Consider the following 12,477-nt stretch of genomic DNA (forward strand, 5'->3'; position numbering starts at 1 on the left):
CCCTCTCCCGTCAGGCCGCGTACGGGACGCGCTCGCGGGCCTCCCGCAGCGCCCGCCCCCACCAGCCGAGCTGGTCCAGGACGGTCTTGGCGGCGTTGTCGCAGCCCTGCGGGTCCACCGGTGCGCCGGACTCGTCGAACTTGTCCCAGCAGCCGTGGAAGCTGACGGTGTCGCGCACAGTCGTCGCGTGCACCTCGGCGAAGACCGGGCGCAGGTGCTCCACGGCGCGCAGGCCACCGGAGAGCCCGCCGTAGGAGACGAAGCCGACCGGCTTGGCCCGCCACTCGTCGCGGTACCAGTCGATCGCGATCTTGATGGAGGCCGGGTAGCTGTGGTTGTACTCCGGCGTGACCACCACGAAGGCGTCGGCGTCGGCGAGTCGCGGCGCGAGCGCGTCGACCGCCGCCGGCTGCGGCGCGCCGAAGGCGGTGAGCGTGGCCGGCAGCTCGACCTCCGCCAGGTCGATCACGTCGACGTCGAAGCCGCCGTGCCGCCGCGCCCGGTCGACGAACCAGTCGGCCACCACCGGGCCGAAGCGCCCCTCGCGGGTGCTCGCCACGATGACGGCGAGGCGCAACTGTTGCGTGGTCATGGGTGTTCTCCCAGGTCGGTCGGGGTTGTGTGCCGACCACGCTAGGCAGCCGGCGGGGGCCCGCCATCTGTCAACCGACCGGTTCCGGGCCGGGGCCCCACCCCCGGTCGCCGGTACGGTCGTCCGACAGATGCCCGGCCGGCGCGCGCGCCCCTACCGTCGGCGCCCATGACCACCACCGACGCGCCGCAGCAGCCACCACCCGTCGCCCGCACCCGATGGGCCCCCGTCGCCGCCGTGGCCCTCGCCATGCTGGTGGTGACCTCGGAGATGAGCATCGCCGGCGTGGTGCTGCCCGCCATCGGGGCCGACCTGGGGGCGGATCCGACGGCCACCACCTGGGTGCTGCTGGCGTACGCGCTGCCGATGGCCGCCATCTCCATCCCGGCCGGCCGCTGGGCCGACCAGGCCGACCCCCGGCTGATCTTCGCCGTCTCCATGGCCGGCATCGGCGTCACCAGCGTGCTCGCCGCCCTCGCGCCGACGATGTGGGCGCTGCTGGCCGTACGGCTGCTCCAGGGCGTCACGGGCGGGCTCACCCTGGCGGTCTACCTGCCGGTGGTCGCGGCGTCCGTCCGGGCCGACCAGCGGGCCCGCGCGATCGGCACAGTGGTGACCATCATGACCGTGGGCGGGATGGCCGGCACGTCGCTGGGCGGGCTGGTCGCCGGCGCGTTCGGCTGGCGGGCGGTGTTCCTGCTGAAGCTGCCCCTCGTCGCGGCCGCGCTCTGGCTGGGCCTGCGGGCGCTGGCCCGCGACGGCCGGGGACTGCCCGCGCCCGGCCTGCCGCTGCTGAGCGAGGTGGTGCTGCTGGGCGGCACGGTCGCCGCGGTGATCGTCGCGGTCGACGAGATCGCCGCGCGGCCGGTGGTGGCCGCCGCGCTCGGCGCGCTCGCCGTGGGACTCGGCCTGGCCTGGGCGCGGCTGCCCGCCGCGCGGCCGGTCATCGCGCTGGTACGCGACCGTCGCTTCGGGTTCACCACCCTCGGGCTCTTCCTCGTGTGCTTCAACATCGCGCTGACCGCCTTCCTCCTGCCGTACCTCCTCGCCGACGTGCTGCACGAGGGCCCGGAGGTGACCGGGATGCTGCTGCTGGTCAACATCGGCGCCATGACGGTCGTCTCGCCGGTCGCCGGCTGGCTCGCCGACCGGATCGGCGCGCTGCCGGCGGCGGCGACGGGTGCCGCGCTGGTCGCCGGGGCCACGCTGCTGCCGGTCACGCTCCCCGCCGACGCCGGGCTGGTCCACGTGGGGTGGCAGATCGCGGTGCTGGGCGTCGGGTTCGGCCTGTTCAACACGCCGGTCATCGCGGCGGTCATGGCGGCGGCGCCCGCCGGTGCCACCGGCGCCGCCGGCGGGGTCAGCGGCACCGTACGGATGATCGCGACGACGCTCGCGCCCGCCGTCGCCGCGCTGTGCTGGACCGCCGGCGGTGGCGGGCTGGCCGGCTTCCGTACCGCCCTGGTGGTCCTCGCGGCGATCCAGGCCGCCGGGGTGCTGGCGCTGCTGGCCGCCGGCCGGCGGGGCGCCGCCACGACGCCCGCCCGCGCCGCCGCGTGACGGGTTACGGTGCGCGGATGGATCTGGCGTACCTGCGGGCGCACCCGGAGCACCTGCCGACCTTCCTGACCCACCAGCGGATCCGGGAGACGCCGGTCGCCGGGGGCGACAGCTGCGCCGCCTCCCGGCTGACCCTCGACGACGGCCACTCGATCTTCGCCAAGACCTGGCCCGAGGGGGCCGGCCGGCCGCTGCCGGAGGGCTTCTTCGCCGCCGAGGCGGCCGGCCTGCGCTGGCTGCGCGAGGCGGGGGCGGTCGCCGTGCCGGAGGTGGTCGTGGCGCTGCCCGACCTGCTGGCGCTCGACTGGGTGGAGCCCGGCGAGCCGACGCCCGAGGCGGCCGAACGGTTCGGCCGGGAGCTGGCGGCCCTGCACCGGGCCGGCGCACCCGCGTTCGGCGCCGACTGGGCCGGCTTCGTCGGGGCGCTCCCGCAGGACAACACGCCGGACGAGGGGCCGTGGTCGGCCTGGTTCGCCCGGCGCCGGCTCGTGCCGTACCTGCGCCGGTCGGTGGACGGCGGCGCGCTCACCGGCGCGGAGGCCGGGCTGGTCGAGCAGGTCGTCGACCGGATCGGCGAGTTCGGCGGGGACGAGCGGCCGGCCCGGATCCACGGGGACCTCTGGCCGGGCAACGTGCTCTGGGGCGCTGACGACCGGGTCTGGCTGGTGGATCCGGCCGCGCACGGCGGCCACCGGGAGACCGACCTGGCACAACTGGCGCTCTTCGGCGGCGTGCCGCACCTCGACCGGGTCCTCGCCGCGTACGCGGAGGCGTGGCCGCCCGCCGACGGATGGCGGGAACGGGTGCCGCTGCACCAGCTCCACCTGATGCTGGTGCACACCGCCCTCTTCGGCGGCACGTACCGCGATGCGGTCGCCCGCACCGCCCGCGCGGCCCTGGCCGGGCTGGCGCGCGCTACCGTCGACGGGTGAACGTCGCCCCGCCGACCGACGGCGTCCTCGCCGACCGGTACGGCCGCGTCGCCCGGGACCTGCGCGTGTCCCTGACCGACAAGTGCAACCTGCGCTGCACCTACTGCATGCCGGCGGAGGGGCTGCCCTGGTTGGCCGGCCCCCAACTGCTCGGCGACGAGGAGATCGTCCGGCTGGTCGGGGTCGCGGTGCGCCTGCTCGGCGTGACGGAGGTGCGGTTCACCGGCGGGGAGCCGCTGATCCGGCCCGGCCTGCCCGGCATCGTGGCGGCCGTGGCGGCGCTGGAGCCGCGTCCCCGGATCTCGCTGACCACCAACGGCATCGGGCTGGACCGGCTGGCTCCGGCGCTGCGCGCCGCCGGGCTGGACCGGGTGAACGTCTCGCTGGACACCCTGGACGCGCAGCGGTTCGCCCGACTGACCCGGCGGCCGCGCCTGGCGGACGTGCTGGCCGGGCTCGCCGGCGCGACCGCCGCCGGCCTGACCCCAGTCAAGATCAATTCTGTCCTGATGCGCGGGGTCAACGACGACGAGGCCCCGGCGCTGCTCCGGTTCGCCCTCGCCCACGGCTACGAGCTGCGGTTCATCGAGCAGATGCCGCTGGACGCCCAGCACGGCTGGGACCGCGACACCATGGTCACCGCCGAGGAGATCCTGGCCCGCCTGCGCGCCGAGTTCGCCCTGACCCCCGACCCGGCGGAACGCGGCGCAGCCCCGGCCGAGACCTGGCTGGTCGAGGGCGGCCCGGCCCGGGTCGGTGTGATCGCCAGCGTCACCCGGCCGTTCTGCGGCGACTGCGACCGCACCCGGCTCACCGCCGACGGGCAGGTCCGCGCCTGCCTCTTCGCCACGGAGGAGTCCGACCTGCGCGGCGCGCTGCGGGCCGGGGCGGACGACGACGAACTGGCCCGGCGCTGGCGGGCCGCGATGTGGGGCAAGCGGGCCGGGCACGGCATCGACGACCCCACGTTCCTGCAACCCGTCCGGCCGATGTCGGCCATCGGAGGATGACCGTGACCGAACCGACGCGGCCGGCCGACGCCGGACCGCCAGCCCACGCCGGGCCGCCGGCAACCGCCGGGCAGGCGGCCGCCGCCGGGCCGCCAGACCTTGCCGGGCCGGCGGCCGACGCCGGGCAGGCGGTTCCGCCGGCCGACGCCGGGCCGCCGCTCACCGTCCGGTACTTCGCCGGGGCGCGGGCCGCCGCCGGACTGCCCGAGGAGACCGCATCCGCGGGCGGCAGTCTCGACGAACTCCTCGGGGAACTCGCCGCTCGGCACGGCGAGCGGCTCGCCGCCGTCCTGCGGGTGGCGAGTTTCCTGGTGGACGGCGTGACCTGTCATGATCGGCGAGCACCGCTACCCGCCGGGGCCACCATCGACGTCCTGCCGCCCTTCGCGGGCGGCTGAGGGAGGCGCACACATGCTGCCGGCACTGGCGTTCGTCGCCACCTTGGCGCTGATCACCGGCCTGATCCACCTCTACCTGTGGAAGCGGCTGGTGCGGGACACCACCACGCCGGGGCGCTGGCGGCGGATCGGCGGCGTCACCGCCCTGGTGCTGGCGCTGCTCGTACCGGCGACCATGGTCGGCACCCAGGCGGGGCTCTACTGGCTGGCGTGGCCGGGCTACCTCTGGCTCGCCGTCATGTTCTACCTGCTGGTCCTGCTCGTGGCGCTGGAGGTGCCGACGGCGGTGGCGAAGCTGGTGCTGCGCCGCCGGGTCGCCGCCGCCGAGCCCACCGCCGCCGCGCCCGAGCCCGCCCTGGTCGGCGCCACCGGGCCCGCCGACCCGCCGGCCGCCGACGCGGTCGCCCAGCCGGACCACGACCCGGCCCGCCGGCTGCTGCTCGCCCGTGGGGCGGCGATCTTCGCCGGGCTCACCGCCACCGGCCTGACCGGGTACGGCGTCCGCACCGCCCTCGGCCCCCCGCAGCTCGACCGGGTGCAGATCCCGCTGGCCAAGCTCCCCCGCAGCATGGACGGCCTGCGCATCGCCACGGTCTCCGACATCCACCTCGGTCCGCTGCGCGGCCGGGCGCACACCGAGCGGATCGTCGCCGCCATCAACCGCCTCGACGCCGACGTCGTCGCGGTCGTCGGCGACCTGGTCGACGGCTCGGTGGCCGAGCTGGGCGAGGCGGCCGAGCCGCTGCGGGGCCTGCGCTCCCGGCACGGCAGCTACTTCGTCACCGGCAACCACGAGTACTACTCCGGGGTCGAGGAGTGGGTCCAGGAGCTGGACCGCCTCGGCCTGCGGGTCATGCAGAACGAGCGGACCGAGATCCAGGCCCGCGGCGGCGTGCTCGACCTGGCCGGCGTCAACGACGTCACCGCCGCCGGCACCGGCCTGGCCGCCCCCGCGGACTACGCGGCGGCCCTCGGCGACCGCGACCCGAGCCGACCGGTGGTGCTGCTCGCCCACCAGCCGGTGGCCGCCGTGGAGGCGGCGAAGTTCGGCGTCGACCTCCAGCTCTCCGGGCACACCCACGGCGGGCAGATCGTCCCCTTCAACCTGCTGGTCAAGCTCCAGCAGCCGGTGGTCTCCGGTCTCGGCGAGGTCGACGGCACCAAGGTCTACGTCACCAACGGCGCCGGCTTCTGGGGCCCGCCGGTGCGCGTCGGCGCCGAACCCCAGATCACCCTGGTGGAGCTGCGCAGCGCCTGACCCGTACGGGACCGCCGCCGATTGCGCACCTCACCTTCACGCGTGGCGGATGACGGGCGTCGACCGGCTCGTGACAGGATGCGGCGTGCCTCCGTTCAGCGCCGCACCCTCCGGTGGCCTCCCGCCATTCGTCGCGGATCTGCACATCCACTCGAAGTACTCGCGCGCGTGCAGCCGCGACCTCACCCTGCCCAACCTGGGCTGGTGGGCGCGACGCAAGGGCATCGGCGTGCTCGGCACCGGCGACTTCACCCACCCCGCCTGGTACGACCACCTGCGCGAAACCCTGCACCCCGCCGAGCCCGGCCTGCACCGGCTCAGCCCGGAGGCGGAGCGGGACATCGCCCGCCGGCTGCCGCCCCGGCTGGCCAGCGAGGCGGAGGCGGACCCGGTCCGGTTCATGCTCAGCGTGGAGATCTCCACGATCTACAAGCGGGACGACCGCACCCGCAAGGTGCACCACCTGATCTACCTGCCCGACCTGGACGCGGTGGCCCGGTTCAACGCCGCGCTCGGGCGGATCGGCAACCTCGGCTCGGACGGCCGGCCGATCCTCGGCCTGGACTCCCGGGACCTGCTGGAGATCACCCTGGAGGCCAGCGCCGACGGCTACCTGGTGCCCGCGCACATCTGGACGCCGTGGTTCTCGGCGCTGGGCTCCAAGTCGGGCTTCGACGCGATCGCCGACTGCTACGCCGACCTCGCCGACCACATCTTCGCCGTGGAGACCGGCCTCTCCTCCGACCCGGAGATGAACTGGCGCGTCGGCAGCCTGGACCGCTACCGGCTGGTGTCCAACTCCGACGCGCACTCGCCGCCGGCGCTGGCCCGGGAGGCCACCGTCTTCGCCACCGGGCGGGACTACTTCGCGATCCGCGACGCGCTGCGCACCGGCGACGGGCTGGCCGGGACCATCGAGTTCTTCCCCGAGGAGGGGAAGTACCACGCGGACGGGCACCGGCTCTGCGGGGTCAACTGGTCCCCTGAGCGGACCCGGGCCGCCGGCGGCCGCTGCCCGGAGTGCGGCAAGCCGCTCACCGTCGGCGTGCTCAGCCGGGTCGAGGAGCTGGCCGACCGCCCGACAGGGCACCGGCCGGCACACGCCCGCGACGTCACCCACCTGGTGCCGCTGGCCGAGATCCTCGGCGAGATCAACAAGGTGGGCGCGCGGTCCAAGCGGGTCGAGGGGAAACTCAACGAGCTGGTCGCCGCGCTCGGCCCGGAGCTGGAGATCCTCACCACCACCCCGCTCGACGAGATCTCGAAGGTCGGCGGGGAGCTGCTCGCCGAGGGCATCGGCCGGCTGCGGCGCGGCGACGTCCGCCGGGTGCCCGGCTACGACGGCGAGTACGGCGTCATCACCCTCTTCGACCCGGCCGAGCTGGGCGGCGGCGCCGCGACGGCCCAGGAGACCCTCTTCGACGTACCCGTGCCGGCGCAGCGCACCCCCGCGGAGCCGGCGCCGAAGCCGCGGGCCAGGCGCCCGGCGGCGGCCAAGGCCAAGGCCGAGCCGAAGCGCAAGCCCGCCGCGCCCGCGCCGCCACCCCCGATCGCGCCGGCGCCCTCGCCGCACGAGCCGTTCGAGCCGATGCTCGCCGGCATGGAGGAGGTCGGCACCGGGCTGCTGGACCGGCTGGACGCCATGCAGCGGGTGGCCGCCTCCGCGCCGGGCGGGCCGCTGCTCATCGTCGCCGGCCCGGGCACCGGCAAGACCCGGACGCTGACCCACCGCATCGCCTACCTCTGCGCGGAGCTGAACGTCTTCCCGGAGCAGTGCCTGGCGATCACCTTCACCCGGCGGGCCGCCGAGGAGCTGCGGCACCGCCTCGACGGGCTGCTCGGGCCCGTCGCCGAGGACGTCACCGTCGGCACCTTCCACTCGCTGGGCCTGACCATCCTGCGGGAGAACGCCGACGCCGCCGGCCTGCCGGCCGACTTCCGGATCGCCGACGACGCCCAGCGGGCGGAGGCCCGCGCCGAGGCCGGCGACGACGACACGACCTACGCGGCGCTGCTGCGCAAGCAGGACCTGGTCGACCTGGACGAGCTGCTGACCCTGCCGGTCGGGCTGCTGAAGGCCGACCGCAAGCTCGTGCAGCGCTACCGCGAGCGCTGGCGGTGGATCTTCGTCGACGAGTACCAGGACGTCGACGCGGTGCAGTACGAGCTGCTGCGGCTGCTCAGCCCCGCCGACGGCAACCTCTGCGCGATCGGCGACCCGGACCAGGCGATCTACTCCTTCCGGGGCGCCGACGTCGGCTACTTCCTGCGCTTCTCGCAGGACTTCACCGACGCCCGGCTGGTCCGGCTCAACCGCAACTACCGCTCGTCGGCCCCGATCCTCGCCGCCGCCGTGCAGGCCATCGCGCCGTCGTCGCTGGTGCGGGGCCGCCGGCTCGACCCGGCCCGGCTCGACCCGGAGGCCCCGCTGGTCGGCCGCTACTCCGCCAGCTCCGTCGCCGACGAGGCCGATTTCGTCGTACGCACCGTCGACGAGCTGGTCGGCGGGCTGTCCCACCGGTCCCTCGACTCGGGGCGGATCGACGGCCGCTCGACGACGCTGTCGTTCTCCGACATCGCGGTGCTCTACCGCACCGACGCCCAGGCCGCGCCGATCGTGGACGCGCTCGCCCGGGCGAACATCCCCGTGCAGAAGCGCTCGCACGACCGGCTGCGGGACCGGCCCGGGGTGTCCGCCATCGCCCGCGAGCTGCGGCACGCCGACGGGCTCGACGGCTCGCTGGCCGCCCGGGTGCGGCTGGCCGGTCAGGTACTGGCGGAGCGCTTCGCGGTGCCGACGCTGGACGGCACCGGCGCGGTACGCCCGGAGGACGTCCGCTCGGCCGTCGACCTGCTCACCCCGCTGGCCCGCCGCTGCGGCGACGACCTGCCGACGTTCCTGTCCCAGCTCGCCACCGGCGCCGAGGTGGACGCCCTCGACCCGCGCGCCGAGGCGGTCACCCTGCTCACCCTGCACGCCGCGAAGGGGCTGGAGTTCCCCGTGGTCTTCCTGGTCGGCGCCGAGGACGGCCTGCTCCCGCTGCGCTGGCCCGGCAGCACCCCCGACGACGACGCGATCGCCGAGGAACGACGGCTCTTCTTCGTCGGGCTGACCCGGGCCCAGGACCGCCTGTACGTCAGCCACGCCGCCCGCCGCAGCCGGCACGGCACGGAACGCGAGTGCGCCCCGTCCCCGTTCCTCGACGCCATCGACCCGGGCCTCTTCGAGCGCTTCGGCGACGCCGAACCCCGCCGCCCCAAGGACCGCCAACTCCGCCTCATCTAACCCTCCCCCGCCCCGCCCTCGTCCTCGCCCCTCGCCCCCCGTCCTCGGCGATCTTGCACTTTGTGCCCCGACATGATGGACATTCGTCGCAATTTGAGGGCAGAAAGTGCAAGATCGCTGCGGCTAAGGCGCGGGCCGTGGCGGGGGCGGGCCGCGGAGGGGCGAGCCCGCGGCGGGGGTGGGGAGGGGCGAGCCCGCGGCGGGGGTGGGGAGGGGCGAGCCTGCGGCGGCCCGCGGCGGGGTGCGTGGGCGGCGGGTCAGGTGGTGAGGGTGGTCAGCCAGGCGCCCGTCAGGAGGGCCGGGCCCAGCGGGAGGGGGGTGTCGCGGCGCACCCTGCGGGCGGTCAGCAGGACGAGCACCACCACGCCGTTGAGCAGGTGCGGCAGGAGGAGCCCGAGCGCCAGCGGCGACCACCCCAACCAGCCGAGCGGCAGGCCCAGCACGGCGGCGAGCTTCACGTCGCCGAAGCCCAGCCGGGAGCCGGGCAGCAGCGCCAGCACCACGTACGCGGCGAAGGAGAGCGCCGCCCCCGCCACCGCCCCCAACAGCCGATCCGGGGCCCCGGTCAGCAGGGCCGCGCCGGCCAGGCCGACGGTGACGACCAGCGCCGCCGCGCCCACCAGCGGATCGGGCAGCCGCAGGCAGGTCAGGTCGACCACGGCGAGCACCAGCCCGATCGCCGCCAGCCCGAGGAAGGCCGGCAGGGCCGGGTCGCCGCCGAGGGCCGCCGCGAGCCCGGCGAACACGACCGCCCCCACCGCCGCCCCGGCACCGGCGGCCCCGGACAGCACGGAACCAGCCGGCGCCGAACCAGCCAACGCGGCCCTGGACAGCAGGGAGCCAGCCTGCGCGGAAGGATCCGCTGCGGCCAGCCCCGGCGACGACGTGAAGGTCGGGACGGGCGGAGCCGGGACGGGCGGAGCCGGGACGGGCGGAGCCGGGACGGGCGGAGCCGGGACGGGCGGAGCCGGGACGGGCGGAGCCGGGACGGGCCGGGACGTCCAGCGGCGGCCGGCTCGGGGCGCGGCGACACCGGCGAGGCCGCCCAGCAGCGCCGCGCACACCACCGACCCGGTCGACATCGGCCGGACGCTACCGGCGGGAAGGCTCCTGCGCGGTACCCGGTGCGGCACGTCGGGGCCTTTCGGTGCTCACCACCAGGGCCACGCCGGCGACGATGACCGCGCCGCCGAGCAGCACCTGCGCGGTGACCGGCTCCGCGACGAACAGCGCGCCGAGCGCCACCGCGACCACCGGGTTGACGTACGCGTAGGTCGCGACCAGCGAGATCGGCGCGTGGTGCAGCAGCCAGACGTACGCGGTGAAGGCGACCAGGGAGCCGGCCACCATCAGGTACGCGAGCGCGAGCCACGACCGGGTGGTCACCGTGCCCGGATCGAAGCCACGCAGCTCCCCGCGGCCCGCCGAGAGGACGGCCAGCGCCGCCGCCCCGGCGAACATCTCGTAGACCGTGGCGACGAACGGGTCGGCGGGCATCCGGATCCGGCCGGAGAGGAACGAGCCGACCGACCAGCTCACCGCTCCCGCGACCACGGTCAACGCCCCAACGAGCGGTACGGCGTCGGTCCCGCCCCTCGGCAGCACGAGCAGCACCAGTCCGACGAAGCCCAGGGTCACCCCGGCCAGCGTCCAGAACCGGGGTCGGTCGCCGGTGGCCGTACGCAGCAGCACCACCAGCAGCGGGACGGTGGCCACGAGCAGCGCGGCGATCCCGGAGGGCACCGCGACGCCCGGCGGGCCGGACTCGGCGAGCACGACCAGCCCGTTGCCGCCGGCCAGCAGCAGCACCCCGACCAGCGCGGCCGAGCCGAGCTGCCGCCGGTCGACCCGCAACGCGCCCGGGCCCCGGCGCAGCCGCAGCACGAGCGCCAGCACCAGGCCGGCGGCGGCGAACCGGAGGGCCGCCGAGCCCAGCGGCGGCATCGATTCGACGGCGATCCTGATGCCGAGGTAGGTGGAGCCCCAGAGGACGTAGACCAGCAGCAGGGCGGTCCACACCAGCGTCGGTGTGGCGGCGACCGCCCGACCGCCACCGGCGGCGGGATCGGTCCGGGCGGGTGGGCCGGCGGGGGGTGACGCACTCGGCGAGCGTGGTCTCATCGGTGGACACGCTACGGTGACGTGGGCGTCGGCGTCCCTCGTTGGTGGCCGGCCTCTCACCACTCACGCGGGAGACGTGCATGGCGAACTACGGACCACCGGGTCGGGGGGATCCGGAACCGTGGCGCGGGCGGCAGCCCGACGAGGCGTACGGCGCCTCCGCCGGCTCCTACGGTCACGGCGGCTGGGACGACCCGCACGCCGGGTACCCGCCGCCGGAGCACCGCTACGGCACGGAGCCGCACCAGCGGGGCGACCCGGGGCCGCACCAGCAGCCGCCGTCCGCCCACGGTGCCGCCGGGCAGCCGTACGCGCCGTGGGCCGACGCCGCGCCGCCTCCCTTCCCGTACGCCGGCGGTTCCATCCCGGAGCGCCGGCGCGGCCGGGGGCCGCTGGTCGCGGTGCTGGCGGTGGTGGCGGTGCTGGTCCTCGGCGGCGGTGCGGCGGTGTTCTACCTGCTCGGCCAGGGCGACGAGACGCCGGTGGCCGCGCCGAGCGAGCCGGCTCCGGCGGCCGGGACCGCCCTGCCGGAGGCCCCGGCGAGCACCCCGACCGTGGCGCCCAGCGCCGCGGCCCCCGAATCCTCCGCCGACCCGCGCTTCGTCAAGGCCGGCCAGTGCGTCCGCAACGACGGGCCGACCGGCGGCAAGCCCAAGCTGCTGATCACTGACTGCGGCCCGCAGACGTACGAGGTGCTGCGCCGGATCGACGGGGCGACCAGCGGCGAGAAGGACGCCGCGGCCAAGTGCGCCAAGGTCACGGGCTACACCAACTGGTATTTCTTCGACAGCGAGCTGGACACCCTCGACTTCGTGCTCTGCCTTAAGCAGCGCTGAGCCACCGCACCCCTGAGGAAGAGATGACAATCTACGGACCACCCGGACAGCCGGACGACCACTACCAGCGCCCACCCGGCACGCCGGGCGGTCCGCCGCCCGGCGACCCTGCGCCGCAGTGGGGCCAGCCGCCGTCGGCCGGCACCGAGCCGCCGACCGCACCCCAGTGGGGCCAACCGCCGTCGGGCGGCGCCGAGCCGCAGTGGGGGCAGCCGCCGTCCGCCGGCACCGAGCCACCCACCGCACCCCAGTGGGGCCAACCGCCGTCGGGCGGCACCGAGCCGCAGTGGGGCCAGCCCTCGTCGGCCGGCGCGCAACCGCCGGCAGCACCCCAGTGGGGCCAGCCGCCGTCCGGCGGCGCCGAGCCGCAGTGGGGCCAGCCGCCGTCCGGCGGCACCGAGCCACCCCCCCCCACGCCGTGGGGACAGCCCCCCCCGGGCGGCGCCGACCCGCCCGCCCCACCCCCCGGGGGGGAGCCCCCGGC

Annotated in this window: 9 protein-coding genes and 1 pseudogene; 7 read left to right on the forward strand and 3 right to left on the reverse strand. The window is 76.1% G+C overall.

Annotation, left to right across the window (positions count from 1 at the left end; all coding sequences use genetic code 11):
- Positions 1-10 precede the first annotated feature (10 nt).
- Positions 11-592 (reverse strand): NADPH-dependent FMN reductase, encoded by a 582-nt coding sequence (locus ACWENR_RS16350; protein WP_452277811.1) that lies wholly within the window; start codon positions 590-592, stop codon positions 11-13.
- 168 nt (positions 593-760) lie between these two features.
- Here ACWENR_RS16350 and ACWENR_RS16355 point away from each other — a divergent pair, with 168 nt between their 5' ends.
- The 6 genes and pseudogenes from ACWENR_RS16355 to ACWENR_RS16380 all read left to right on the forward strand — a co-directional run bounded on the left by ACWENR_RS16355 (position 761) and on the right by ACWENR_RS16380 (position 9,036).
- Complete coding sequence (locus ACWENR_RS16355; RefSeq protein WP_452277812.1) at positions 761-2,152, forward strand: MFS transporter; 1,392 nt, start codon at positions 761-763, stop codon at positions 2,150-2,152.
- Between the two features lie 17 nt (positions 2,153-2,169).
- Entirely contained in the window at positions 2,170-3,084 is a 915-nt protein-coding gene (locus ACWENR_RS16360; protein WP_452277813.1) for a fructosamine kinase family protein, read from the forward strand.
- On the forward strand, positions 3,081-4,094 hold the full coding sequence (moaA, locus tag ACWENR_RS16365; protein WP_452277814.1) for a GTP 3',8-cyclase MoaA: 1,014 nt from the start codon (positions 3,081-3,083) through the stop codon (positions 4,092-4,094). Before ACWENR_RS16360 ends, moaA begins: the two co-directional genes overlap by 4 nt.
- Before the next feature lie 95 nt (positions 4,095-4,189).
- Positions 4,190-4,492 (forward strand): annotated as a pseudogene (locus ACWENR_RS16370) (MoaD/ThiS family protein); the annotation flags it as partial.
- Between the two features lie 13 nt (positions 4,493-4,505).
- Complete coding sequence (locus ACWENR_RS16375; protein ID WP_452277815.1) at positions 4,506-5,750, forward strand: metallophosphoesterase; 1,245 nt, start codon at positions 4,506-4,508, stop codon at positions 5,748-5,750.
- An 85-nt stretch (positions 5,751-5,835) separates the two neighbouring features.
- On the forward strand, positions 5,836-9,036 hold the full coding sequence (locus ACWENR_RS16380) for a UvrD-helicase domain-containing protein (RefSeq protein WP_452277816.1): 3,201 nt from the start codon (positions 5,836-5,838) through the stop codon (positions 9,034-9,036).
- 257 nt (positions 9,037-9,293) lie between these two features.
- Here the strand turns inward: ACWENR_RS16380 and ACWENR_RS16385 are convergent, their stop codons facing one another.
- Together ACWENR_RS16385 and ACWENR_RS16390 are read right to left on the reverse strand one after the other, a co-directional pair.
- A complete protein-coding gene (locus ACWENR_RS16385; protein WP_452277817.1) occupies positions 9,294-9,827 on the reverse strand; it encodes a prepilin peptidase in 534 nt (177 codons plus the stop codon).
- A 301-nt stretch (positions 9,828-10,128) separates the two neighbouring features.
- Positions 10,129-11,157, reverse strand: a complete 1,029-nt coding sequence (locus ACWENR_RS16390; RefSeq protein WP_452277818.1) for an EamA family transporter — start codon at positions 11,155-11,157, stop codon at positions 10,129-10,131.
- A 362-nt stretch (positions 11,158-11,519) separates the two neighbouring features.
- On the opposite strand from ACWENR_RS16390, the gene ACWENR_RS16395 reads away from it, so the two are divergent.
- A complete protein-coding gene (locus tag ACWENR_RS16395) occupies positions 11,520-11,993 on the forward strand; it encodes an LppU/SCO3897 family protein (protein WP_452277820.1) in 474 nt (157 codons plus the stop codon).
- Positions 11,994-12,477 lie beyond the last annotated feature (484 nt).

This window comes from Micromonospora sp. NPDC004336 (assembly GCF_053602615.1).